We start from the raw sequence: 24,610 nt of genomic DNA on the forward strand, positions 1-24,610 counted from the left end.
TTAATTTAAATTAATTTGATTTTGGTTTATATTAAGTGGAATAATTCTTCTTCTTGTTTTCTAACTTTTTTAGCGTGTTGCAATTGGTCTGCTTCACTTCTGTAACCTGCGGTAGCAATTACAGCAGTGCTTAAATTAGTTCCTGAAATTCCCAGGATCTCATCAAACTTTTGCGCATCAAAACCTTCCATTGGGCAGGTATCGATCTTTAAATGTGCTGCTGCAGAAAGCAAATTACCAAGGGCGATATAGGCTTGTTTTTGTGCCCATACTGATTGCTGTTCTTCGGTTTTTCCTAAGATATTGGATGTCAGCATATCTTTCAATCCGCTTAAATCCTGAACCTGAACTTCACGAATTTTACTGATGTTTTCCAGGTATGCATCGATATAAGCTTCATTGAGCTTTTTAAGTCCGGCAAATACAAATACGTGTGAAGCATCGGTAAGTTGAGACTGGTTCCACGCAGCCGCTTTTAATTTTTCTTTGGTTTCCTTATCGGAAATTACAAATACCTTGTAAGGCTGAAGTCCGTATGAAGAGGCTGAAAGCTGAATGCTTTTTTGAAGTTTCTCTACGTCTTCCTGACTTAAAGATTTTTCTGCATCAAACTTTTTAGTGGCGTAACGCCAGTTTAAATTTTCTATATAATTTTCCATAGTTATTTTCTTATTTTATTTAAGCAATTAGTAACAAATTCAATTTCGTCTTCACTGATTTCTTTAATCAGTTCTTGTTCTACTGCATCTACCTTTGGGTCAATTTCTTTTAAAAGGTTTAAACCTTTTTCGGTAATGCTTATTTCAACCTTCCGCCGGTTGGCTTCACAAATAATTCTTTGCGTAAGTTCTTTGGCGATAAGTTTATCTACCAGCCGGGTGGTATTACTCATTTTACTCACCATACGCTCCTGGATGGTGCTAAGATTGGCCGGTTTTCCTTTTTGACCCCTTAAAATTCGAAGGACATTAAATTGCTGAATAGAAATATCGAAAGGTTTAAGCGCAGCGGCTACATTCTCATCTATAAGATTTGCGGTTACCAGAATGCTAAGGCTTAGCTTTCTTGCCGGTGGTAAATTATTTGTTTTTAATTGGTCTTCGATTTTCATTTGTCTAAACAACATTTGTATATACAAATATAAGCAGGTTTTATAATTTAGTTCTAAATTAAATGTTAAATTTTTGTACCAGAATCTAATGGATTGAAACCACTGTTTTTTAAAACTTTCAATATCTTTACAGTGAAAAATTAATAGGAATAATAGATTCCCTGCTTCAAAGGGATTCAGTAAAAAATAAGATGTATGAAAGAACTTAGTCAGGAAGAATGGCAATCACAGCTACAACAAGATGAAAACGCAGTGATTTTAGATGTTAGAACTGAAGAAGAGGTAGAGGATGGGTATATCCCCAACGCTAAAAACCTTGATATTTATAAAGGACAGGAATTTGTAAATGAAGTGGAAAAACTGGATAAGAATAAAAATTACTATATCTATTGCCGTTCTGGAAAACGCAGCGCACAAGCTTGCACTATTTTAGACCAGATGAATTTTGCTAACACCTATAACCTTGAAGGCGGATTTATGGAATGGGAAGGCGAGAAGGCTGAGGATTAAGTTTTTAAAAAGCAGTAAAATCAATTTTACTCGATAATCGAGATTTAAATGCTCCGAGACTTGCCTCGAAAATTAAACAATAGTTTTCAATGGATGCCCCGTGGGCTTGCTCCGAGGTAGTTTACTGCTTTTTTTATTTAATTAGATCTATCTATTAACAACCAACGTGTTCCTATACTTATTATAGTAAGGATTTCGCCATTTGATATACTGGTTATACTATTATCCTGAATATCGTCCAGGGTATCTCCATTTACGAAATTAAGCGCCGTGGTACTACTTCCCTTACCTATTAATACCAGTTCCCGACCTTTATTAGACGAGGCATCAGGAAATGTAATTGATGAAATATTCGGGTTAATCCTTAAGAAATAAACTTCTTCCCCAATGGTGTAAGTACCAGTTTGACTTCCTGTACTTATATAATTTCTGGTGTGGTTGTGTTTCCAATCAAGTTTGCCTGAATTATCAGAAACTAAAATCTGATTTTCTACTCCCCGGGAATCCGGAAAAATATATTCTTCAGCGTGGGTTTGACCTATTCCTACACGGCCTGCGAAATATCCGGCAAAAACCCTTGAGCTAGAATTGCCTTCGGCACGGGCGTAAATTGCGTATATATTACCTCTTCCGGTGGAAGTTCCAATTTCAGTTAAGATTCCGTAATTATTGCTGTTAGCACCTTCTGTTCGTCCCACTTTATTGTATATGCCATAAATGTTATTACTACCGGTTGTCTTGTTTGTGACATTATGAATACCATATCGCTCGCCTTCTCCCTCACCGGAAACATTTAATTTTAATCCATATTTGATCGCATTGGTTTTACTACGATTTCTTATTTCAATTCCGTAAGTATTCCTGGTTTCAGCGGAGTTGTTGTTATCTATTTCCAGGCCTTTTTTAATATCCTGAGCATCACCGGGATTTATCGCAATTTGAAGTTTACTAATAATATCTTCGGTTCCTATACCGATATTTCCTTCTCTGTATATATTATCTTCAATATTGCCGGGGCTTTCGGTAGAATTAGGTTTATAGAAATTCGTTGCTTTTGCATCTGAAACTATAGACTTCCAGTTGTTTTCCTGATGATGCCAATAGTAAAATCCTGATGGAGAATTATTAAAATCTTCACTAAGAAAAATTAGCATCCCGTGTTGTGCGCTTCCCGGGTTTTGTGAAGGAAATTTCTTTAGACGAGGAATTAGTATTCCATCTATGTTTGACGGACTGTCCTTATCTGAAGCAACAATATCCAATTGGGCTCCCGGTTCGGTTGTTCCAATTCCTACCTGAGAGAAAGCTGTAGTGGCTAAAATTAAAAAATAGAAAAGTATAATTTTTTTCATCATACTAAAAATAACAGTTAAGTAATAAGGTGTTTTTTAGTTAGGGGTGTTTTGGATTTTTAAATATACTTTCTGAAAAACTTTTTCTAAAGAATCTACCAATATTAAGGGATTTCCCTAGCCCTTTGCTTCTTTTACTTTATTCTGAAGCATTTTTATTTCATCCCTGTGTTTTGCAGCAGCCATAAAGTCGAGGTCTTTTGCCGCTTTTTCCATAGCCTTTCTTTTCTCGCGAATTCTTTTTTCCAAATCGGGTTTACTCATATAAGCAACCTCGGCTTCAGCAGCTTTGGTAGTTAATGGTTTTTCAGCATCATATACATCCAGTTTTTCTTTAATCAAGGTACTGTTCTCCAATCTCTTAACCAGTGGAGTAGGACTCATGTTATTTTCTTTGTTATAATTTATCTGCTTGGTCCTTCTATATTCAGTTTGATCGATGGTTTTTTGCATACTATCGGTAATCTTATCGGCATATAAAATCGCTTTTCCTTCTACATGACGCGCCGCACGTCCAATGGTTTGGGTTAGCGAGCGATTACTTCTTAAAAATCCTTCTTTATCGGCATCTATTACGGCTACCAAAGAAACTTCTGGAAGATCCAGACCTTCTCTTAGCAGGTTCACCCCAATGAGTACATCAAATATTCCGCGGCGTAAATCCTGCATAATTTCTACCCGTTCAAGCGTATCAACATCAGAGTGTATATAGCGGCATCTTATATCAATACGGGTAAGGTATTTGGTGAGTTCCTCAGCCATTCTTTTGGTAAGGGTAGTTACCAGGGTTCTTTGATCCTTTTCATTCCTGGTGTGAATTTCTTCAATAAGATCATCAATCTGGTTTAGGCTGGGACGTACTTCTATCACAGGATCTAAAAGTCCGGTTGGTCTTATCACTTGCTCTACGTAAACTCCTTCAGATTTTTGTAATTCGTAATCTGCCGGGGTGGCGCTTACATAAATCACCTGATTTTGTAAGGCCTCAAATTCTTCAAATTTCAACGGACGATTATCCATCGCAGCGGGAAGTCGAAATCCGTATTCAACTAAGGTTTCTTTCCTGGATCTATCCCCACCATACATCGCATGTACCTGCGGAATGGTTACGTGACTTTCATCTACTATCATTAAAAAATCGTCAGGAAAATAATCTAAAAGACAGAAGGGGCGGGTACCGGGTTGTCTACCATCAAGATAACGGGAATAGTTCTCAATACCAGAACAATAACCCAATTCCCGAATCATTTCCAGGTCGAAATTTGTTCTTTCTTCTAAACGTTTCGCTTCCAAATGTTTCCCAATATCCCTAAAATAATCTACCTGTTTTACAAGATCGTCCTGAATATGGTGAATAGCATTTTGCATCACATCGGGCGAGGTTACGAACATATTAGCAGGATAAATATTCAGGCGTTCGTATTTTTCAATAATATCGTTAGTGCCGGGATCAAAAGCTTCAATTTCTTCAATTTCATCTCCAAAAAAGTGAATTCTGAAGGCATTATCGGCATAACTCGGGTAAACGTCAACCGTGTCTCCTTTAATTCTGAAGTTTCCGTGGGAGAATTCAGCTTCGGTTCGGGAATAAAGACTTTGAACAAGTTGATGTAGAAATTTGGTTCGGGAAAGTTGCATATCCCGTTCAATAGAAACCACATTTTTTCGGAACTCTACCGGGTTTCCTATACCATATAAACAAGAAACTGAAGCGACAACAATAACATCACGTCTTCCGCTTAAAAGGGAGGAAGTGGTGCTGAGTCTTAATTTTTCAATTTCCTCATTAATAGAAAGGTCTTTTTCAATATAAGTTCCCGAGGTTGGAATAAAAGCTTCGGGCTGATAATAATCGTAATAACTCACAAAATATTCCACAGCGTTATCCGGAAAAAACAGTTTGAATTCTGAATAAAGCTGGGCAGCAAGGGTTTTATTATGCGCCAAAACCAGGGTGGGCTTTTGCACCTCCTGAATCACGTTGGCTACAGAAAAAGTTTTACCAGATCCCGTCACCCCAAGCAGGGTTTGATATTGGTCGTTATTGTTAATTCCACCAACCAACTGATCTATCGCTTTAGGTTGGTCACCGGTAGGCTTGTAATCTGATTCTATCTTAAATTTCATTCGTGTTACTCGATAATCGAGATTTAAATGCTCCGAGGCTTGGCTCGAAATTCAAAAATTTTTCTATTTAATGCCTCTTGGACTTGCCGCAAGGTAGTTTACTGACTTATTCTCACGAAACTAATCAATAATCCTGCCGCTTCAAACTGAGAAACTTTTCCTTAACGTTTCAGGGTGAAATGACCGCTAAATTCCTGACCATTTGCCAGTTTACCTTTAAACCAATAGTCACTCGGCGGCATAGCTCTTCCATTATAATCACCATCCCAGCCTTGTGAATTGGCAGGTAATTCTTTTAAAAGTTTTCCATAGCGATCAAAAATATGAATGTATTCTACCTGAAATTCTGTGGTGTTGGTTTCATAAGGAAGCCAGTAGTCATTATAGCCATCTGCATTTGGTGTAAAGAAGGCCGGAAAACCGAAAATGATCTCTTCAAATTGAGCAACTTTACAGGCGTTATTAGTTCTTGCGTAAAAAGTATGGGTGCCGCCGGGCACATTTCTAAAAGTAGGATTACTTTGGTAAGGGCCATCGGGATTATCCATAGCAAAGCTTAATCCGGAAAGTTCGTTGGTGAGCACCGTGACCTGATTGGTTTCTCCCTGGTTTTCAATTTCCAGTTCTAAAATTTCTGGATTAGGGAATTGCTCAATTATATACTGAATTTCACGGCTACACCCCAGATTAGTATCTGTAATACTTAAATTATATGTGCCAGGCGCATTAACTAAGATGGTTTGGGAAGTTTCGCCGGTATTCCAGGAGTAATTATAATCGCCTGGGTTGGGCATATTAATATCATTACCAAGTGTTAAAGGAAAATCGTCTATACAAGCCTGGGTTACCATTGCATCCCGAATTTCTGGAAGACTATTTAATGATAGCTCTATAGATCCAAAGCCGTAACACGAATTATCCGCTTCAGCCCTAATATAAATGGTCTTTGGGGCAGAAAGATAGATTTGAGGTAAATAATTTTCCCCCAGGATTGCATCATTTTCAGTTTGGTGAAAACTTAAGGTTATATTTTGGCTTAAACCTAACTCCTGAATTATATTTTGTTCAATTTCAGTGAGATTAAATTCACCTTCGCCATCGGTAAGCTCACAACCACTAACCGGTGCCGGGTTGAGCTGTACGCCACCGGTAGCTTCTAACGTAATCTTATTTAATTTACTACATTCTCCATTCAAATCAACCAGTTTTATAGTTAACTCCTGGTTTGGAATGTTATTTCTATAGGTACTTCTTAAAGCTTCCTCATTTTCCACATCATCTATCGCGCTTTGCTCATCTTCATAAAAATAGAGCTGAACAGATGAATTTTCAGCTGACAGTAGCTCATTCCTGGCTAATTGTAGGTTAAAAGTTGTGATTCCATCTCCGGGATCATTATCTGTAATATCACATTGCTGAAGCGTAAAATCTTGATTTATTTCAGGTAACTTTAAGATGGTTATTTCCTTACAAACGGGATCCTGGGGAATACCATTCCTGGTTTTTATAAGTGCTACGGTATAGGTACCAGGTTCTGAATAGACGTGGGATGGATTTGGAGTGTTAGAAGTTTCGCCATCCCCAAATTCCCATAGAACAGCATCAAAATCCGGTTCTCCTGAAATTGTAAACTCGGTGCTCGTACCGAAGCATAAGTTCTCAACTTCAAATGAATTTTTAAATAATGATTGAACGAAAGGAGGAAGCCCTAATTTTGAATTATTGGGAGCAATATCTACTGAATTATGACGGTAATCTACATTTTGTGCATCTTCTTCGGGTTTATTTATTACCGAAATTCGCGTGTGATTTAAATAGCCGCCATCATCTGTTGGGTAGCCGGCTCTATAAACTTTTCCATTTATAGCAAGTTGTAAGCCTCCAGCTACGTTTCGGGAAGAATGAATCAATTCTCTGGAATCCATAATATTATTGCTTGCTAAATCAAACTGATAAAGTTCACTATTTTCCAAAAAATCATTAGAATTAAAGATATTCGCTGTAATATAAAGCTTAGATGAGGTAGGGGAGAAACCAACTCCGTAAGGATAACTGTTTTCAAGGATTAACTCTTCATTTGTAACCTTTCCTGTTAGATCATTAAAATCATACAGGAAGACTTTTCCGGTATTTTTGGTTCCAGAATTTGAATTTCCCAATGAAGTACCTGTATATGCTGCTGCCATTTTTTTTCCATCAGGAGATATTTTTAAGTATCCGCCTGCGGTTATATTAATATCATTTTCATTGAGAATGGGAGGGAAGTTATTGGAGAGGGTAGAGACTACAGGGGTGGTTTCTACGCCACTTTCACTCACCCTAAAAGAATAAAACTTATTTGTGAATTGGGTAACTACCCAATATGAAACGCAGTCTCCAGAAATTACTGCAGAAATTTTTTCTGAACTTTTAAATTCGTTTTCGCTCGCATTTGAAGAATTATAGGTTTCTAAATGAATATTTTTTCTCCCTTCAACAATACCGCCATTTCCATTATTTAGATTCATATCTACTTCAGAAAAGTGAACGCCTTCAATTTCGTCGTTTGGAGTAAGGTAATAGTCAGGTTTATCTACGGTGAAAATAAAATATCTACCAGGATGGGCAGGTCGTGGGACAATAATTGCAGATTGGGTAGTAGAAACATTTCCTTTTAAATCGGTCCCATTTTGCATCAAATCGTGGTTGCGATCAAACACAATTGTTCCGTCTGTATAAAAGAGTAGGTTTCCATTTTGGTCTGAAATGCTGGTAGAACCTTCTACTGTTCGTAGCCTTCCATTATCTAAATTTTCGAGCTCACCAGAAGAAAAAGAAAGTCCTGCACCATCACCAAAATACCAGTTGGCCGCTTCTTGCTGGGCATTAAGCTGGAGGCTTAAAACCAGAAAATTTATAAGAAAAAGATAAATAATTTTCATTCGCCCTCCCCCATACATTTTATTCTACAGATCTCTCTTTTTTAGAAGTCTGAAGGATAAAAATACAAAAATAGCAGTCCAAAATATCACAATTATTAACTGGTCCCAGTGAATTCCATAGTCTTTATCAATTTCAGAACCTATTTGAGTCGCTGCGGTTTGTACCGCCGATAGCCTGGAGAAGGGTTCTTTGATAAGGTTACTCATAGATTCCAGCGGAAAAAATCTAGCGATATTATCAGCAATTTCAGAATCTCTAAAAATCTGCCACTTTAAAACTCCATAAACAATACTTTCTAAAATCCACCAGATAAACAGAAAGCCAAGTGCAAATGCAGAACGTTTTATAAGAATTCCCAGGAACATACAAAAGGCAAAGAATCCAGTGAGTTTTACGAAATAAGCGATCATATATTCCATATCTGAAAAGATGATAGAAACCTCTGTGAAATCTGAAAATGAAAGCCCTAGAATTAGGGAAACAATAAACAGAAAGATTGTAGAAACCAGGGAAAATACCATTACAGTTAAGAACTTAGAAGCGATAAATTCTTTTTTGCTTAGGCCGTCAATCAAATTTTGTTTTAGCGTCCGGTTGGTATATTCGTTGGACATCATGGAAACAATTACAATAGCCAGGAACAATTTTAGCAAGGCGGCGATATAAGAATTAAAATGCCAGATGTAAGGGAAATTAAAAATTCCCTGGTCGGCTACGCGAAAGTTAATCGCGCCTAAATTGAATTCAATAGAAGCAATTAATGCAATAAAAGTTATTAAAATAAAATAGGTGAGGACCAGTATTTTTGCCGAACGGCTATAGCGTAATTTATGATATTCTATCTCTAAAAGTCGTAACATTATGCAGATGGAGTTTGATTGGTTAATTCAAGGAATTGTTCTTCCAGGCTTTCTTTTCGTTTTACCAGGTAGGAAAGAGAAAGTCCCTTTTGAAATAAATATTCGTTAATAGTTTCAGCATCCATAGGCTCTTTAAGAATAGCCGTTACAATATTTTCTTTTTCTGAAACATTTTCTATCCCCGGATGGGCAATAAGTAACTCCTGGAGTAATTGCATATTTTTTGCCTGCAGTTCAAAGAAACCGTGGCTGGCATTAATAGCATCTACAGGGCCGCTGTATAGTTTCTTTCCATTTCTTATAATCACCACATGCGAACAAACTTTTTCAACTTCATCCAGTAAATGCGAAGCCAGTAAAATGGTAGTTCCTCCTGCTGCGATCTTCCTGATAATCTCCCGAATTTGATGAATTCCCTGCGGATCCAATCCGTTGGTAGGCTCATCTAAAATTAAAATTTTCGGGTCGTTAAGTAGGGCAGAGGCAATTGCAAGACGTTGCTTCATTCCCAAAGAAAAAGTTCTGAATTTGCTGTCTTTTCTATCCAGTAAACCAACAATTTTCAGTTTTTCGTCAATTTTATCTTTCGGAACATCTTTAATTTTACATACCAGCGCCAGGTTTTGTGAGGCCGTCATATAAGGGTAAAAATTAGGATGTTCTATAATGGCGCCCACTTTCTTTAAAGCTTCGTGAGTGTTGATATTTCCACTAAACCAGGCAAACTCGCCAGAGGTTTTATTAACTACGTTTAGCACCATCCCTAGCGTGGTAGATTTTCCACTTCCGTTAGGGCCTAAAATACCATATACGTGGCCTTTTTTTATGGTAAAAGACAGGTTGTCTACCGCGGTTAACGCGCCATATTTTTTAGTAAGGTCTTTGAGACTTAGAATTGTTTCCAAAATTGAAGAAAAGTTTAAAGTATGACGACGAAGTTAGGGAATTGTTACAGATTTCACTTTAGAAAGCTTATTTTTGATAAAAAGCACACACAATATGGAAGAAAAGCTGATGTCTAAGAAAAAACCGTCATTTGCTGTAAATGAAAGGTTAAACCGATATCTGGCCAAACATAACCGTAATACCAAAATTCCGGTTTTCTATGACGATTTGTTACGCTTTTCAGGGTCTGTGGTGGTTTATGATCAGCACGAAGAAGATACATTTTGGGTGCGTTGTTACTATCCCGATTTTGAACGCGAAGAAATAGATAATAGCCTGAAACAGGTGTATACCATTATGCATTCTGATGGTAGTGACGACTCGCTGGAATTTTTAAATGTGGATGCTATAGATTATTGCACCTTTGGAAATTCGAAACCCTTCCGCATAAAAGTGCGAAATATCTTAAACGATAGTTTTACCTATTTCTACGTAAAAAAAGCTGATGCTTCCAGAATCTACGGACTCGAATTTGAGCACTTGCTTTCCCCACACCGAATTAATTTCCTGGTTTATAAAGACACTTTAATTGAAGAACATATTGCCGGAATACCGGGAGATGTTTTTATTGAAGACCATTTGCCGAGCTGTGACAACCGGGCACAAACCCAAATTGCCAAACAATTTGTGAAATTCAACGAACGCTGTACAGTTAGACTTTTGGGAGATATGCGTTCTTATAATTATGTGGTGATTCCCACGCACGATTTCGATCATGTAGAATATCAAATTAGGGCGATAGATTTTGATCAGCAGTGTTTTGAGGGGAATTTGAAAGTCTATCGTCCGCAGTTTTTTAAAGAGAATTTAAAAATGGTGGAGTTGGTCCAGGATAAACTCCAGGAATCTTCAATAGAACAATATAGAAAAGAAGAGCGTTCCCTGCTTGCCAAAAGAATTATCAATACACGGCCCCGTTATAAAGAATTGCTGCGCTGTATGATAAACGATCACGTTTCTACCCAGGCCAATGTAAAAACTTTAAGAAGCGACCTTTATAAATATACCAGGGATATTAAATTTAAACGCGCCAGTACTATGGGGCAAATTCTAAGAACTGCACTAGATTTTGTGCGCCGCAATTATGAAGATGTAAATATGAAACGTTTGCTGGAAAGTTCGTAAAATAAGAAGGAGGTTGTTTGAAAAATATAGTTGCGTCCAGCTGAACTTGTTTCAGCTTCTAAGATGTTTTGATTATCGACATTTTAGATCTCCGAATAAATTTCGGAGCAAGCTCTGAAGCAAGTTTAGGATGACGATTTTAAGCACTTTATTAAAGATGGCTTATGAAATAAGTAAACTACCTCGGGGCAAGCCCATGAGGCATTTTATAAGCAAAACATTTTGATTCGAGACAAGCCTCGGAGCATTTAAATCTCGATTATCGAGTAAAATAAAAGACCTCACAGGTTTTTAAAATCTGTAAGGTCTAATTGCAGAATTTCTTAACTTTTCTCTTCTTTATTGAAATAAACCAGGTAATAATACATTTGCTTTTCCTCATCCCAACCTTTTTCAACAAACTTATCTGCCGATTCAGCGTTTACAAAATCCATTTTAATTTGGATGTGTGTGTCCAGATTGATCACACTTTTAATTTTCTTTCGCGCATCGGTTACCGCTTTGTTTGCGATGGGGAAATTGGTAAGATCTTCGATTTTATATTTAGGCGCTTTTTCAGTTTTATAATGCTGAAATTCGGGTAGTAACTCAGGATTATCAATTACCGAATTTAAGAAATTACTTTCCTCAAAATCATCATTTTTGGCGAAGTAATCCATACTTCGGTTCATAAACATCACCTCTTCTTTTTTGTCTTCCGCAGGTAAAACCACGTCTTTGGCGAAATTCTTACAGAAATTCAGGTAACTTTTGGTGTTGTAATTCTCATCACGCATCACATCTACACCCAAAAAGTTTTCCAGCCAGTATTTGGTATCGTATTTATTAGAATCTACCGAAAGAATTTTATAACCTTCTTCCCTATTTTTATTAAAAATAAGCGCGCCTTTATCCAGTTTGTTAAGATTAATTCCCTGCTGAACAATCATTTCTAAAATGCTACCGTTCTCCTCAAACTGAAGAAAATCGTGTTTTAATTCAGATTTAAAAATCCCGATTCCTGAAACCTTTTCATTATCTATTTGTAGATTTTCGAAATAAACCACATATACCTCTCCGCTTTTAATATGAGGATGTGCAGATTGTTCAAATAATAAAGTAGTTATCTTTTTTGAAGCCTCATGAATGTTTCCCGGATCATCAAAAATCCCGTTTGCCAGATTGTATAATTCGTTGAATTCAATATCGGTTTCGTGAGAAAAATTGAAGTAATTCTCTTCTTTTTCCCGAAAAGGTTTCAGAAAATATTCCTTTATCAAAGGAGTGATCTCATCATTTAATTGATAAGGTGCCGCCGAGAGAAAAATATTCTCGTTTCGACTTTTGTTCCCAACCCTGTGAATAGAAAGGGATTCAATTTGCGCATTAAAAAGGTTGATCATTCAGTATATAGTTTTTGTCATTTCCGCGAAGGCGGAAATCTTAGTTTTGTCATTCCCGCCCCGATAAAAATCGGGATAAACTCCGGCGGAAATCTTGTTTTTAGTTTTTAATTGTCATTGCGAGGCACGAAGCAATCTGTTTTTAATAAGGAATTAGAATTTATCTACCTTGTGTTGAAATATCAACAACTTATATCCTGAAATAAATTCAGGATGACGTTTACTTTAAAATCGAGAAGCAAGTTCGGGATGATTGTTTCGCAATCAATTCCAATTTTCATCAAAAGATAGATCGTCGTAATCGTTGGTGTTGAATCCCTGGTCAAACATATCTCCACCACCTGCATCTTCATCGTCTTCGCCAACAAAATCTTTATCTGGTGCACTATCAGGAAGTTGACCGTGAACAAACATAAGATTTGGGTAATCTCTGCCAGCTTCAATTTCACCAATCTGGGCAAGCTCAATTAAGAAAGTCCACATCTTTAGGAAGTCGTAAATATAGATTATATTTCTATTGTCTTCATCTAAAATAGACTCAAGGCTGGTTTCGTTCATTAAACGGACTTCACCGCCCATATCAAACTGCGAAAACTCTTCGCCCTGCTGCCATTTATCGTCGCTTAAGTAGAAGGAGGCCATCTCTGTGCCATCAAACCCAAAGGATTGTAAAATGGTGTTATGCAGATCTTCCAGGGTGTTTTCCTGCAGTATTTCTATATCTCTAAACACATCTTCTTCAGCATCAAGAATTACTCTAAATCGGTAAACCATAATATCAAATTTTAAGGGGCAAAGTTACAAAGTTTTCAACTTTCTGCCCGCCGCAAAGCATTCCAATAATAAATAAAACTGAAATCCGAACAATACCGAGGCAATAACTAAATGAAGCGGTTGGGAAAGAAACGGAAAATCAAAATTATACATTGCAATTCCGGTAGTAATTTCTAATAAAAGAAAAATTATTACCCAGTTTATTTTCCCAAACTGAAGCTCGAGTTTTCGGTTTTTCCACCAAAGTACAGCGTTTACAAGAAGTACAAGAATAGAAAAACTGCGATGCACATAGAAATTTAGATCTGGATTAGCGAGCCATAATTCTTTAGCATCGTAACCTAGTATTTTTACCTGTTCATCTACTAACTGCCTCACCTGGGTTCCTAAAACAACCTGGATAAGCGTTAAGGCAACTGCCAGGATCATTAAGTTTCTGAAACTTCTATTCGGAACCTTGTTTTTAATTTTTTCTTCAGCGATAAATAATAAATAAAGTAAGAGTGCTACAATTACCAGCGCCATCACCATATGAATGGTGATCCTAACTGGCGATAGCACCGAATAAACTACTGTTGCGCCAAGCCAGGCCTGGAATCCCATAAGGAAAACCGAAAGCCATGAGAGCAACGTAATTCTTTTTCTTTTTTTCCATTTTTTAAAGGAAAGCACGGCCATGATGAGCACGGCAAATCCCGCTACTGCTCCGGCAAGCCTGTTTATATATTCAACCCAGGTATGCGCAGGGTTAAAAATCGCATAATCGTGTTTAGTATAGGTTTCCCAATCTTCTTCGGAATAATTTTCTTCGGAAGTAAAGTCGGTTCTGGCGACTTTTAAGGTTTCATCAACGATAATTACCTGGCCTTTTTCATACTCGCGATTTGCCTGAAATTCCAATTCTGAAACTTCTGTTGGAGGAATGTAATATCCAAAACACTTTGGCCAGTCGGGACAACCCATCCCAGAGCCAGTCATTCTAACCACTGCCCCGGCAATAATCACCAGGTAAACTAGAATGAGGGAAATTTTAACCGATTTTCTATACATTTTTATTCAATCTTTATTTCTACTGCAAACTCTCTACTGAGACTGCCCACTGCCTACTGATAACCCCAGTTCTTTTCCTTTTTTCAACATTAATTCTCTCGCCGCTTCGTGTTCGTTGGGAATTTCGCCTTCTAAAATTGCTTCTTTAATGGTTTCTTTTATGATTCCAATTTCCCTTGAAGGGCTTATATTAAAGGTTTTCATAATTTCTTCCCCGCTTACCGGAGGTTGAAATTGACGAACGTGGTCGCGTTCTTCCACTTCTTTCATTTTGGTGCGAACCACTTTAAAATTATTGTGATACTGTTTATAGCGCTTCGGATTTTTGGTAGTAATATCGGCCTCACATAGCGTCATTAAATCTTCAATATCTTCTCCTGCGTCAAAAATAAGTCGACGTACGGCGGAATCGGTTACATCGTTATCTACAATAGCGATGGGGCGTGAGCTCATTAGAACCAGCTTTTGCACATATTTCATCTTATCATTTAAGGGTAGGCGAAGGCGTTTAAATAGTTTAAAAACCATTTTTGCACCAACAAACTCGTGCCCGTGGAAGGTCCACCCGATTTTCTTATGAAATTTTTTAGTTGGCGCTTTTCCAATATCGTGTAATAAAGCGGCCCATCGCAGCCAAAGATCATCGGTGTTTTCGGCAATATTATCGACCACTTCTAAAGTATGCCAAAAATTATCTTTGTGTTTTTGGCCTTCAATTTCATCTATGCCTTCCAAAGCAGTTAGTTCGGGCATGATAATATGAAGCAAACCGGTTTTATGTAGAAGAGAGAATCCTTTTGAAGGTTTTTCAGCAAGCATAATTTTGTGAAGCTCGTCTGTGATTCTTTCGTTTGAAATTATTTTGATGCGTTTTTTGTTCCTGGTAATTGCATCTAAAGACTCTTGTTCGATCTTAAAATTTAACTGGGTTGCAAACCGAATTGCGCGAAGCATCCTTAAAGGATCATCAGAATAGGTAATATCCGGATCCAGAGGCGTTCTGATTATTTTAGAATTTAAATCTTCAATTCCGTTAAAAGGATCTAATAGATTTCCGAAACTATTTTCATTTAAACTTAATGCCAGTGCATTTATGGTGAAATCGCGACGGTTTTGATCGTCTTCCAAACTTCCGTCTTCTACCAGTGGTTTTCTACTGTCTTTTTGATAACTTTCTTTACGGGCGCCCACAAATTCAATTTCCATATCGTAAGCCCGTAGCATTGCAGTGCCGTAGTTTTTGAAAACCTGTACTTTGGGTTTGTGAGGGAGAATTTCAGCAACTTTTCGCGCTAATGCTATTCCGCTGCCTACCGCAACAATATCAATATCTTTGGGTTCTCCACGCTGCAAAATATGATCGCGAACAAAGCCGCCAATCACATAACTTTCAAGGTTAAGTTCTTCTGAGGCCCGGGTAATGACTCTGAAAATATTGTGGCTTAAAGCTCCTTTATAATTCTTCACTATTGTAATTTCTTTTTTTAAGTTCTAACCACGAATTCACAAGTAAAATTTTGGGCAAGCCTGTGCTTTTATGAGACCAAACAAGTTCCTAAAACCTATGAGGTTTGAATTATTTAGTTCTGCTTTAGAACAGCTATTACATTTTAAGATTTATTCCTATCTCAAATTAAATCGTCACCCTGAACTTGTTTCAGGATCTAAGCTGAGCTGTAATACTATAATGTTAGATGCTGAAACGAGTTCAGCATGACGATCTAAATAATATGTTTAACTTATAATTGCGTCGCCAGATTAAACTAAAGCCAATTATATCAAATAGGTTCGTGGCGAACCAACTTACTTCCTAATCACTTTTACCTTTCCATCATTGCTTAATTTAATGATGGCGGAAGGTTTGGCCGATTTTTTATTTTTTTGCAAATTTACTACATAGTCTACACCTTCTAAAATTTCGGGACTTATTTCAGCAAAGGATTCGGGTGTTTTTTCACCACTAATATTGGCTGATGTAGATACGATTGGTTTTCTAAATCTTTTTGCCAAATCATTGCTGAATTTATCCTTGGAAACTCTTATCGCTAAAGAATTATCAGCTGCGATAAGGTTCTCGGCAACCCGAATAGGATCGTCATAGATAATCGTAGTGGGTTTGCGGGCAAATTTTAGAATATCGTAAGCAACTTCAGGTACGTCTTCAACAAATTGATTCAGCATTTTATAATCTGAAACCAGGCAAATCAGCGCCTGACTTTCCTTTCGTTTTTTAAGAGCATAAACTTTCTCAACCGCTTCGGCATTTGTGGCGTCACAGCCAATTCCCCAAACCGTATCGGTAGGGTAGAGTATAAGTCCGCCGCGTTTTAAAGTAGCAAGGGCGTTTTGCATTTCGGTTTTAATATCTTCCATAAAGGACGTTTTTGTATTCTTGTAGTGTTTGTTGGGCCATTTGTTTTGTGGTAAAATTTTCTACCAGGTTTTTATAGCCATTTTTAGTAAAACGAGAAATTAGTTCATGGTTTTTTTCTAAAAAAAGGATGTGTTCAGCCAATTTTTCAGCATCAAAAGTATTGGCTAAAAGCCCATTTTCCATATGGGTCACAATTTCGGGAATTCCGCCCACATTTGTAGCGATTACAGGAACTTTGTGGTAAAAAGCTTCATAGATAACATTAGGCAGACCTTCCATCTTAGAGGTTAAAAGGAAATAATTAAAAACTTTAAAAAACCTTGACGCATTGTTTTTAAAGCCGTAACATTTAACATGATTCTCTAATTTTAGTTCTTTAAGCTTTTTTAATAAATGCGGTGTTTCCCTAAAATAAAATCCAATTTGTACAAAATATAGATCCTTTCGGTTTTTGGTATACACTAAGTGGTGAGCAACCTTTAAAAAGGTTTCCAGGTCTTTTGGCCAAATATGGTTAGCAATGTTACCAATAATTGTTTTTTCTTTCGGAATATTCAATTCAGCTAAAAGCTCCTCTCTGGTGTTCTTAAATTGCTCCCTTTCCGATCTAAATCCGTGGTATATTTTAATAAGTTTTGAAGGCTCATTTATATGTTCTGCAATTACACTTTTACTTTTTTCGGAAACGCAAAGTATCTTTTTAATTTTTGGATAGTTGTATTTATAAAGAGTACGTTTTCTATCTCTAATAGGAAAAGATGTCTTTTTGCTGAAAATGAAAGGTGGGAGCGCAATAAATTTATCTGAAATTACCGCAAAAGCAAGTGCAGTAGGATCGTGAATATGTATAATGTCAATTTTTTTTTCTTTAACCAGTGTGATTAATTTAATGACATAGCGCAAATCAAAATTGGTTAGAATGGGCGCGGTAGTATAAGTCAGCTTACTTCTTTCAAGGCTTTTTTCAAACAAATCGCCTTTTTTACATAAAATAATATTATTTACCTCGGGATTTGATTCTGCCAGTTCTAAACATAAGTTTTCGATATGTTTTTCCCCACCACCCCAGTTTCTAACAGCCGATAGATGGAGAATATTCATACTTTTTCTTTGATTATCTGGGATGAAATTAATGACAAAACTATGGTAAAAATTACAAATATTTTAAAGCATACTTGTGAAGTTGATATTAGCCGTTAAAACTAGCTTTTATTCTGTTTTTAAAAACCTGATAAAGAGGTACTATTTCTCCTCGGAATTTTGGTCTTTTGCACCCCAATGTGTTGGTGCTTCTAAAGATTTTATATAATATTCTTCTTCTGCAGAAAGCTTAGCCGAGTTTACATACCAGGGAAGATGATGGCATTGATATGGCCAACCGGTACGCAGCATTTCCATAGATCCATCCCGTTTTCCTCTTTTTGAAAACGGCCGATAAAGCGCAAAGGTGGTGTCTATTGGGGCGATGAATACATTTTTTTCTTTTGGGTTTTGATAAAATTTAGATTCCCAATCTATAACTTCTTTCTTGAAATGATAGGTATTGGGTAAATCGTCAATTTTTAGGGAAAATCCCACTTTATGAACTTTAGGATATTTTTTTAGCAGATTATAAAAAGTTTTCAGGAAATCATCAGGACAATCTTCTACCAGGCTTAAATCGGAATCGGTATAGCAATAATACCCCTGAAAAAACCTGTACCATAAACCACTACGCCAAAGCGCTTTAAAACCAATATTCTTTTTTAACCTGTATACCCGGTAAGGGCAGACCTTGTAGTAATCGAGAAGGGGAGGATAGGTAGATTTATTATCTATTATATGAATGTTGTAATAACCACGTTTTTCAAGATCGGAAATCAATTTTTTTAAGGTGGAGACCCGATTATAATTATTTATAATAATGGGAATTTGTTTAAAGTCTTTAGTTGCTGAACCAAAGATAGTTTCAAAAAAACGTCGTATTTTTTCTTTAAAAACCTGGGCCATATCCTATTTCTTTTGAAATTCTTTTTTAATTATAGGCTTCCAGAAATCAATAACCTTAGGTTTATTAAATCCGTGGCATCCAAATGGTAATTCGCCTCTATTTATTTTAAATCCAATTTTTGGTTTTCTATCCAGGGCAAATTCAGCAGCTATTTTAAAATCTGGGATGCTGAATTCGGGGAAGTGTTCAGGAACTCTTAAAGACCAAAATACGTCTTCAATAGCATAAATTTTATCTTTTTTCTCAAGCTGCTTTTCAATTAAAGGCTCAAGTTCTTTAGAAATTTGATAAAAGCTTTGTGTTTTGCGCAGAGATAAACCTCCATTTCCCACCTTGTAAAAAATGGGTTCCCTTTTTTTCTTCTTTTTAGACTGAAAAGGTTTCAGGATTTTGGAAGTGAGGTTATCTGTAGCCAGCCAGGGCGCGCCAATATAGTCGTAACCTTGATTTGACCATTTTTCTAATTCATTTTTAAAGATAAACACGTCTAATTGATGAATTAAAATATAATGATAAGCTAAAAAGCGTTCGTAAAAATGAGACGCTAACATAAGGCTGTTATAACCAAAAATATCTTTAAAATAATGAGCTTCAAATTCTTCAAAAATCAGCTTGTAATTGTTGAATGACTGTTTATTAAAACCTTTGGGGCAAACAATAATAATTGGGAAATCGCCTAGAACTTTTAAGCATTGCTTAAACGAAATCTCTTCCGTTTCAGACATTTTTTGTTTGTAGACAGGAATAACAACAGCGGTCTTCATTGCGTTTTTTAATCTTTAGATGCGAATATAATATTAAATTCGTAGTTTAATTGCTCTAAAGGCCATCCCGGTTAATCTAATATATTCTTTGAATTTGAAATCAATAAAAACAGCGCATCTATATAATATTCCCTTGCTCTTTATACTTTTGGATATATTATATCCTAAATTTGTCGCTATTGCGAGCATAGCTTAATTAGTTTCTATGAAAATTATAACTTCTGAAAATTACCGGCATCTTAGGGCAGATATTAAAAATTTAATTCAAAATTTTAATGAAACCGGCGATATGCTGGTAGACGGGAAGCGTAATAAGCTTAAATTATTTGAACTGGAAGGAATTAAGATTAATGTAAAATCTTTTAAAATTCCCAATACGGTTAATAAAATAGCTTATCGTTTTTTTAGAAAATCCAAAGCCGAACGTTCCTTTAAATACGCTGAGTATTTACTAAGCAAAAACGTGGGTACTCCGCAGCCTATAGCTTATGTGGAAGAAACTGTTGCTTTTTCCTTTTTACGAAGTTTCTATTTGAGTGAGCAGTTAGATTACGATTTAAGTTTTAGAGAAATAGATTTAAGTAAACCCGGTCACGAAGCCATTTTAAAGGCTTTCACCCGGTTTATTTTTGAACTTCACGAAAAAGAAATAGAGTTTTTAGATAATTCTCCCGGCAATACATTAATCCGCTTAAATGGCGGAAAGCCTAAATTTTTTCTAGTAGATTTAAATAGAATGAATTTTAAAGCTCTTAATTTTTCAGAGCGAATGAGAAATTTCTCGCGGTTAACCCAGGATAAGGAGGTAGTGAGAATTATGGCCATTGAATATGCGAAGCACATTAATAAAAATAAAGACGAAGTATTTGAAAAGATGTGGTTCTATATTAAGAAATTCCAGGAGGGATTTCTTCGAAAAAAAGCATTTAAGAAAAAATTCAAACTATAAAGAATCATTTACAATTTAAAATTATGTTTCAACATTATATTCTTACCCGCTTTAATTTGCGAGCCGAAGATTGGACTACCACAAAAAACAACGAAAAAGTACTTACTGAAGAATGGTTAGAAGAACGTTTTGATTTATTCGAAAATTACTGTTTTACCTCGGTAAAAAATCAAACCAATCAAAACTTTAAATGGTTAGTTTTCTTTGATATTAATACCCCTGAAGTTTATAAGCAAAAAGTAGAAAATTATAGAAAAACTTACGAGAATTTCCTTCCATTTTTTATTGATGGAATGAATAATTTTTTACCCGAGATGCTAAATAATATTAATAAACTCGATTCTAAGGAATATATAATTACCTCTCGTCTTGATAACGACGATTGTATTCACGAGAATTATACCGAGGTTATTCAAAGTTATTTTAATAATCAAGATCACCAGGCCCTTGATATAATTGATGGCTATACCTTAGAAACAGGAAAAAGCACGCGTTTAGGTGTGTTAACGAAATTGAATAACCCTTTTATTAGCCTTATAGAAAAGAAAGATAATTTTAAAACGGTTTGGTTTCGAAAACGTCATGGTTCCTGGAAATATGAAAAAAACATGACCAGGATTAGAAACCAGAGGCTCTGGTTAAGTATTATTCATTCTAAAAATAAAGTGAATAGATTCTCGGGCTATGGAAATATAGACCCTAAAAAACTTTATGAATTCCATATTTCAAAAGAGCAAACTGCAGAAATTTTGGATCGTCTAGTGCCCTTTAATTCCTGGAGATTTTTAAGCTTTAAAAACAGGGTGAAGTTAACAAGTAAACAATATTATAAAGATTTTAAATCTTTTATTGGAGTTTATAAAAAATAAAAATTAGTAGATTTTTTGGTCGGTTTTATCTATGAGTTTGCCGGGCTCAATCCTTTTTTTAGTAAGCCTAAGTTGCAGGAAATAATCAAAGAAAAGTGGCGGGAAATTAAGCTCTCAATTAAAATTTGAAATAGCCCAGTTTTTTTCGCATCTTATATTTTCTGATTAAGTTGAGTGGTTTTTTTTTAAGATGTGACCTGTCTTTATGTAAAAATTCAATACAGGAATCAAGCACTCTTTCACTTGAATTACCATCTCTATATGGATGCGAATAATCGGCAAATGTTTTAATTTCTTCCATTAAATATGCAGGTTTAGAAACTGCTTTTTTTAAGGCAGGTTCAATTTCTGAAACCTTGGAAATATCTATTAAATATGGTCCGGGCATATTATTTTTAAAAGTAATCACGGGCTTTTCCTGAATAAGGAATTCAATAAGAGCAGAAGTCGTATCGGCAAACATTACATCAGCCTTTTTAAATAGCGGGACGAGGTTTGTAGTATCATAAAACCTGAAATTCTCATTCTCCAGCGCTTTAAATTTCCTATAGACTTCCTTGCTTAATTTTGGATGTAAAACAGCCATAAATTTCCAACGATTTGTTTTAGAAAGTCTTTCAATTTCGGCTACTACTGCTTCGTTTAAGGCCAGGCTGTATTGTTTAGTAAAGGTTGAAGCAATTAAAACAACCGGTTTTTCATTGGTGGTTGGCTCTAGCGGAAACAAAGGGTCTAACTTAGACCAGCCGGTTTCTATAACTTCAAAGTTTTTGTGCTTTCGTTGTTTTTCCTGAAATGGAATAGTGCTGGATGGCCCCTGGGTACAATAAAGATCAAAAAAACCACGAATTTTAAACTGATCGGTACCTTTTCTTTTATTGGCAGGAAAACCGTGAAAAACCTGCACTTTTATTCCGGGTATAAAATCAGCTACACTATCCGTTATAGTAAGGACCACATCTGGATTGTACAAAACGGCATCGTTTACTTCAGGTAATAATTCTCCATTTTTTGGAAAATATTCTTTGGTTTCTTTTACATCGCAAAACCATTTGACTTCATACCCACGCTTCATGATTTCTTCCTGAAGGGGAGCACCTATTGGTAAAGCGTAAGGATAGCTTATATAAATTAAGAATCGATACTTCATTTTTTAAGTCTTTCCAAAAATTTATTTAGCCCGGGTTTTATATAACTGGGTTTAAATTTATCGTAGAGAAACGAGGTCTTTTTTCTAATTTTCTTTTTAGAGCACTGTTTAAAATCTTCAGGCATAAAATCTTCCAGGTGCACAGAAACTTGTGATACTCCATCATCGTATATACTCCAGTTTTGCTTTTTTACCGATGGTGAGAAAATTGCGAAAGTAGGAATATTTAATGCTTTGGCCATATTTACCGCACCACCTTCATTACCAATTAGTGCGGTGCAAAAAGAACTTAAAGCCATAAATTCCCGAAGGCTTTTTCCCAATATATCTAAATGAATAGCTTGTTGGGTAAGTGGGGTGCAAAGATTGTAGGTATCTAAAGCTTTTTTTTCTTGTGATGGGATATAATTAAATATAAGAATCCTTTGCATAACCCCTTACAAACATAGCATAAAAAATTTGTGTGCATGGTTGGTTTTCACTAATTTCATGCTTTACAAAAACCATCTCCTATGAGCCAGTTAAGTTTTTCCGATATAGAATTGGGACGCAGTAGAAAGCCCAGCAGGGTATCCTCCAAGTTAAACAAGATCAATAATTTGGTGGAATGGGACAAAGTCTTCAATCTGGTGCAGGCAGTGGACAACACCAATAAAGTTATCGGTGGAGCGCCGCACCGCGATCTTTCCATTAAGGTCAAAATGCTTTTTCTTCAGCACCTGTATAACCTGAGCGACCCGGAACTGGAGGATCAGGTCAACGACCGCTTGAGTTTTCAAAAATTTGCAGGGATCAACTACACTACCACGGTGCCAGATTTCACGACCATATGGCGGTTCAAAGAAGCCTTGGTACGGGAAGGCTTGATGGATGGGTTGTTTGCTTTGATCTTGGCCAGTCTTGAATCAAAAGGTTTGTTGCTGAAAAAAGGAACGAGTGTAGATGCCACCATCCTTCAGTCCACCACCAAGCCGTTGAGCAAGGAGCGGCGGGAAGAACTGGAAAAACACCCGAGTGCGCAAATAGATACCGATGCCCAATCCACGGCAAAGCGGGGGAAGAAATATTTTGGTTATAAAGGTCATATTGGAACCGATGTGGGCAGTGAGCTGATAAGGAAAAGGACATTCACTTCGGCACGTCCTCATGATTCCCAGCTAAAAGATGAACTCCTTAGCGGCGATGAGCAGATGATTTTTGGCGATAGCGCCTATGGCACTATTGCCGACAAGCGAAAGGCCAGGAAAGAGGGTGTTTATTACGGGATGCTGGACAAAGGGACACGAAAGCGGAAACTCTCCGCGACGCAAAAGAAAAACAACAAGAAGAAATCAAAGATAAGATGCAAGGTTGAACACCCTTTCGCCTATTTGAAGGAAAAGTTGAACTACAAAAGAACGGTTGCTAAAACAATGGCAAGGAACGAATTAAGGTTTGACTTCAACTGCATCCTGTACAATATTTTTCGGGCCAGTTATCTGCTCTCGAAAGCCTAAAACGTGGGAACGTGCGCAGTGTTGGAACAAAAAGGGAATAAAATAACGAAAATGATGAAAAAAATTGGCCAAAAGTCAAGGATTTAGGCAAAATAGTCCAAAAAAATTCTCGGAAAAGAGAAATAAAAGAAAAACCATTACTTATTCAAAGCTTCCTATAAGATTACCAGCCGTAACTTCCACTATATGATTTAGCAGCACAGCTAAATATTCCGGCGGATAGGTTTTTTCTATTGAACTTCCTAAAACAGAAATCATAAAAAGGGGTTTACTCTCTAAAAGTCTGGCAGTGGTTAATTCCTTTTTTGCCTTTAACTTTTCACTTTCAGTAAGATAAATCTTTGGTTTAATTTCTGATAAAAAAGTGGTGTTGAGTGGTTCCAGCAGTTTCAAGCGCTTTTCTATAGCTATCCCAGCCGAACTTTTTTCCTGAATATTTTGATTAAAAACGCTGGTGTAGAAAAACTGGGTATATTGTTTTTTATAAGCAATTCTAATATCAGCCTTAGACATAAAGCTTAGAATGCCGGTGCTGATCTTGGAATAAACGTCTATTACTACGGAATATTTTTCCCTTCTTATTTTCTGCAGGAATGAGATAAAGTTTAATGGAGCATTATTGATTTTAGGATCATACTCTATCACCTTATCTATAAATGGATTATTTTCAATAACCGGGCGGGTATGAGGATATATTAAATAATGCAGCTCAGCTTCAGGATAGTTCTTCCGAAGCGCTTCAAATAAGATTGAGGACGTAAGTACATCCCCAATCATTTTTTGCTGAATTATGAGTATTTTCATAGACCCTCCAAGCCTCCCCCAAGGGGTGGTCTTGTTGTTAATTAATATTTTATAAC

General features: G+C 36.4%; 23 protein-coding genes. 5 read left to right on the top strand and 18 right to left on the bottom strand.

From position 1 onward, the window contains the following. Positions 1–26: 26 nt before the first annotated feature. Together B5488_RS17145 and B5488_RS17150 are read right to left on the bottom strand one after the other, a co-directional pair. Positions 27–659, bottom strand: a complete 633-nt coding sequence (locus B5488_RS17145; protein ID WP_079736366.1) for an NAD(P)H-dependent oxidoreductase — start codon at positions 657–659, stop codon at positions 27–29. A 2-nt stretch (positions 660–661) separates the two neighbouring features. Next, positions 662–1,111, bottom strand: a complete 450-nt coding sequence (locus B5488_RS17150; RefSeq protein WP_079736367.1) for a MarR family winged helix-turn-helix transcriptional regulator — start codon at positions 1,109–1,111, stop codon at positions 662–664. A 195-nt stretch (positions 1,112–1,306) separates the two neighbouring features. On the opposite strand from B5488_RS17150, the gene B5488_RS17155 reads away from it, so the two are divergent. Next, positions 1,307–1,621 (top strand): rhodanese-like domain-containing protein, encoded by a 315-nt coding sequence (locus tag B5488_RS17155; protein WP_079736368.1) that lies wholly within the window; start codon positions 1,307–1,309, stop codon positions 1,619–1,621. Between the two features lie 137 nt (positions 1,622–1,758). Here the strand turns inward: B5488_RS17155 and B5488_RS17160 are convergent, their stop codons facing one another. The 5 genes from B5488_RS17160 to B5488_RS17180 all read right to left on the bottom strand — a co-directional run bounded on the left by B5488_RS17160 (position 1,759) and on the right by B5488_RS17180 (position 9,787). Further along, positions 1,759–2,976, bottom strand: a complete 1,218-nt coding sequence (locus B5488_RS17160) for a hypothetical protein (RefSeq protein ID WP_231919767.1) — start codon at positions 2,974–2,976, stop codon at positions 1,759–1,761. A gap of 114 nt (positions 2,977–3,090) precedes the next feature. After that, entirely contained in the window at positions 3,091–5,100 is a 2,010-nt protein-coding gene (uvrB, locus tag B5488_RS17165; protein WP_079736369.1) for an excinuclease ABC subunit UvrB, read from the bottom strand. 161 nt (positions 5,101–5,261) lie between these two features. Next, positions 5,262–8,021, bottom strand: coding sequence for a T9SS type B sorting domain-containing protein (locus B5488_RS17170; RefSeq protein WP_170065292.1), 2,760 nt, complete (start codon positions 8,019–8,021; stop codon positions 5,262–5,264). Positions 8,022–8,045: 24 nt separating this feature from the next. Then, on the bottom strand, positions 8,046–8,882 hold the full coding sequence (locus B5488_RS17175) for an ABC transporter permease (RefSeq protein WP_079736371.1): 837 nt from the start codon (positions 8,880–8,882) through the stop codon (positions 8,046–8,048). Further along, a complete protein-coding gene (locus B5488_RS17180; protein ID WP_079736372.1) occupies positions 8,882–9,787 on the bottom strand; it encodes an ABC transporter ATP-binding protein in 906 nt (301 codons plus the stop codon). Before B5488_RS17180 ends, B5488_RS17175 begins: the two co-directional genes overlap by 1 nt. Before the next feature lie 94 nt (positions 9,788–9,881). Here B5488_RS17180 and B5488_RS17185 point away from each other — a divergent pair, with 94 nt between their 5' ends. Further along, positions 9,882–10,952 (top strand): hypothetical protein, encoded by a 1,071-nt coding sequence (locus tag B5488_RS17185; protein ID WP_079736373.1) that lies wholly within the window; start codon positions 9,882–9,884, stop codon positions 10,950–10,952. 323 nt (positions 10,953–11,275) lie between these two features. Here the strand turns inward: B5488_RS17185 and B5488_RS17190 are convergent, their stop codons facing one another. The 8 genes from B5488_RS17190 to B5488_RS18050 form a co-directional block, all read right to left on the bottom strand. Beyond that, the gene (locus B5488_RS17190; RefSeq protein ID WP_079736374.1) at positions 11,276–12,334 is read right to left on the bottom strand and encodes a nucleoid-associated protein; all 1,059 of its coding nucleotides are present in this window, start codon (positions 12,332–12,334) and stop codon (positions 11,276–11,278) included. 264 nt (positions 12,335–12,598) lie between these two features. Beyond that, positions 12,599–13,108 (bottom strand): IS1096 element passenger TnpR family protein, encoded by a 510-nt coding sequence (locus B5488_RS17195; RefSeq protein ID WP_079736375.1) that lies wholly within the window; start codon positions 13,106–13,108, stop codon positions 12,599–12,601. A 24-nt stretch (positions 13,109–13,132) separates the two neighbouring features. Continuing rightward, a complete protein-coding gene (locus B5488_RS17200; protein ID WP_079736376.1) occupies positions 13,133–14,158 on the bottom strand; it encodes a COX15/CtaA family protein in 1,026 nt (341 codons plus the stop codon). A gap of 33 nt (positions 14,159–14,191) precedes the next feature. Continuing rightward, positions 14,192–15,625 (bottom strand): CCA tRNA nucleotidyltransferase, encoded by a 1,434-nt coding sequence (locus B5488_RS17205; protein ID WP_407690209.1) that lies wholly within the window; start codon positions 15,623–15,625, stop codon positions 14,192–14,194. A gap of 336 nt (positions 15,626–15,961) precedes the next feature. After that, positions 15,962–16,531, bottom strand: a complete 570-nt coding sequence (locus B5488_RS17210; protein ID WP_079736378.1) for an L-threonylcarbamoyladenylate synthase — start codon at positions 16,529–16,531, stop codon at positions 15,962–15,964. After that, complete coding sequence (locus B5488_RS17215) at positions 16,518–17,633, bottom strand: glycosyltransferase family 4 protein (RefSeq protein ID WP_079736379.1); 1,116 nt, start codon at positions 17,631–17,633, stop codon at positions 16,518–16,520. The genes B5488_RS17210 and B5488_RS17215 overlap by 14 nt, the downstream gene beginning before the upstream one ends. A gap of 141 nt (positions 17,634–17,774) precedes the next feature. After that, entirely contained in the window at positions 17,775–18,521 is a 747-nt protein-coding gene (locus B5488_RS17220) for a glycosyltransferase (RefSeq protein WP_231919768.1), read from the bottom strand. Between the two features lie 3 nt (positions 18,522–18,524). After that, positions 18,525–19,286: a DUF5672 family protein gene (locus tag B5488_RS18050; protein ID WP_079736380.1), complete on the bottom strand. Its 762-nt coding sequence runs from the start codon at positions 19,284–19,286 to the stop codon at positions 18,525–18,527. Positions 19,287–19,491: 205 nt separating this feature from the next. Between B5488_RS18050 and B5488_RS17230 the strand changes: the two genes are divergently transcribed. After that, positions 19,492–20,235, top strand: a complete 744-nt coding sequence (locus tag B5488_RS17230; protein WP_079736381.1) for a lipopolysaccharide kinase InaA family protein — start codon at positions 19,492–19,494, stop codon at positions 20,233–20,235. Between the two features lie 23 nt (positions 20,236–20,258). After that, positions 20,259–21,104, top strand: a complete 846-nt coding sequence (locus tag B5488_RS17235) for a glycosyltransferase (RefSeq protein ID WP_079736382.1) — start codon at positions 20,259–20,261, stop codon at positions 21,102–21,104. Positions 21,105–21,222: 118 nt separating this feature from the next. Here the strand turns inward: B5488_RS17235 and B5488_RS17240 are convergent, their stop codons facing one another. Continuing rightward, complete coding sequence (locus B5488_RS17240) at positions 21,223–22,254, bottom strand: CDP-glycerol glycerophosphotransferase family protein (protein ID WP_079736383.1); 1,032 nt, start codon at positions 22,252–22,254, stop codon at positions 21,223–21,225. Next, the gene (locus tag B5488_RS17245) at positions 22,251–22,685 is read right to left on the bottom strand and encodes a glycosyltransferase family 9 protein (RefSeq protein ID WP_079736384.1); all 435 of its coding nucleotides are present in this window, start codon (positions 22,683–22,685) and stop codon (positions 22,251–22,253) included. The genes B5488_RS17240 and B5488_RS17245 overlap by 4 nt, the downstream gene beginning before the upstream one ends. 81 nt (positions 22,686–22,766) lie before the next feature. On the opposite strand from B5488_RS17245, the gene B5488_RS17250 reads away from it, so the two are divergent. Continuing rightward, positions 22,767–23,750, top strand: coding sequence for an IS5 family transposase (locus B5488_RS17250; protein ID WP_079733655.1), 984 nt, complete (start codon positions 22,767–22,769; stop codon positions 23,748–23,750). A 141-nt stretch (positions 23,751–23,891) separates the two neighbouring features. On the opposite strand, the gene B5488_RS17255 is transcribed toward B5488_RS17250, so the two are convergent. Continuing rightward, the gene (locus tag B5488_RS17255) at positions 23,892–24,554 is read right to left on the bottom strand and encodes a glycosyltransferase family 9 protein (protein ID WP_079736385.1); all 663 of its coding nucleotides are present in this window, start codon (positions 24,552–24,554) and stop codon (positions 23,892–23,894) included. Positions 24,555–24,610 lie beyond the last annotated feature (56 nt).

The organism is Salegentibacter salegens, from assembly GCF_900142975.1.
In the GTDB taxonomy this organism is placed as follows: Bacteria; Bacteroidota; Bacteroidia; order Flavobacteriales; family Flavobacteriaceae; genus Salegentibacter; species Salegentibacter salegens.

What these genes read in the sequence shown, in the direction of transcription:
- B5488_RS17145 (WP_079736366.1), bottom strand. Translation starts at nt 659, where the DNA reads ATGGAAAATTATATAGAAAATTTAAACTGGCGTTACGCCACTAAAAAG.
- B5488_RS17150 (WP_079736367.1), bottom strand. Translation starts at nt 1,111, where the DNA reads ATGAAAATCGAAGACCAATTAAAAACAAATAATTTACCACCGGCAAGA.
- B5488_RS17155 (WP_079736368.1), top strand. Translation starts at nt 1,307, where the DNA reads ATGAAAGAACTTAGTCAGGAAGAATGGCAATCACAGCTACAACAAGAT.
- B5488_RS17160 (WP_231919767.1), bottom strand. Translation starts at nt 2,976, where the DNA reads ATGATGAAAAAAATTATACTTTTCTATTTTTTAATTTTAGCCACTACA.
- uvrB (WP_079736369.1), bottom strand. Translation starts at nt 5,100, where the DNA reads ATGAAATTTAAGATAGAATCAGATTACAAGCCTACCGGTGACCAACCT.
- B5488_RS17170 (WP_170065292.1), bottom strand. Translation starts at nt 8,021, where the DNA reads ATGAAAATTATTTATCTTTTTCTTATAAATTTTCTGGTTTTAAGCCTC.
- B5488_RS17175 (WP_079736371.1), bottom strand. Translation starts at nt 8,882, where the DNA reads ATGTTACGACTTTTAGAGATAGAATATCATAAATTACGCTATAGCCGT.
- B5488_RS17185 (WP_079736373.1), top strand. Translation starts at nt 9,882, where the DNA reads ATGGAAGAAAAGCTGATGTCTAAGAAAAAACCGTCATTTGCTGTAAAT.
- B5488_RS17190 (WP_079736374.1), bottom strand. Translation starts at nt 12,334, where the DNA reads ATGATCAACCTTTTTAATGCGCAAATTGAATCCCTTTCTATTCACAGG.
- B5488_RS17195 (WP_079736375.1), bottom strand. Translation starts at nt 13,108, where the DNA reads ATGGTTTACCGATTTAGAGTAATTCTTGATGCTGAAGAAGATGTGTTT.
- B5488_RS17200 (WP_079736376.1), bottom strand. Translation starts at nt 14,158, where the DNA reads ATGTATAGAAAATCGGTTAAAATTTCCCTCATTCTAGTTTACCTGGTG.
- B5488_RS17210 (WP_079736378.1), bottom strand. Translation starts at nt 16,531, where the DNA reads ATGGAAGATATTAAAACCGAAATGCAAAACGCCCTTGCTACTTTAAAA.
- B5488_RS17215 (WP_079736379.1), bottom strand. Translation starts at nt 17,633, where the DNA reads ATGAATATTCTCCATCTATCGGCTGTTAGAAACTGGGGTGGTGGGGAA.
- B5488_RS17220 (WP_231919768.1), bottom strand. Translation starts at nt 18,521, where the DNA reads ATGGCCCAGGTTTTTAAAGAAAAAATACGACGTTTTTTTGAAACTATC.
- B5488_RS18050 (WP_079736380.1), bottom strand. Translation starts at nt 19,286, where the DNA reads ATGAAGACCGCTGTTGTTATTCCTGTCTACAAACAAAAAATGTCTGAA.
- B5488_RS17230 (WP_079736381.1), top strand. Translation starts at nt 19,492, where the DNA reads ATGAAAATTATAACTTCTGAAAATTACCGGCATCTTAGGGCAGATATT.
- B5488_RS17235 (WP_079736382.1), top strand. Translation starts at nt 20,259, where the DNA reads ATGTTTCAACATTATATTCTTACCCGCTTTAATTTGCGAGCCGAAGAT.
- B5488_RS17240 (WP_079736383.1), bottom strand. Translation starts at nt 22,254, where the DNA reads ATGAAGTATCGATTCTTAATTTATATAAGCTATCCTTACGCTTTACCA.
- B5488_RS17245 (WP_079736384.1), bottom strand. Translation starts at nt 22,685, where the DNA reads ATGCAAAGGATTCTTATATTTAATTATATCCCATCACAAGAAAAAAAA.
- B5488_RS17250 (WP_079733655.1), top strand. Translation starts at nt 22,767, where the DNA reads ATGAGCCAGTTAAGTTTTTCCGATATAGAATTGGGACGCAGTAGAAAG.
- B5488_RS17255 (WP_079736385.1), bottom strand. Translation starts at nt 24,554, where the DNA reads ATGAAAATACTCATAATTCAGCAAAAAATGATTGGGGATGTACTTACG.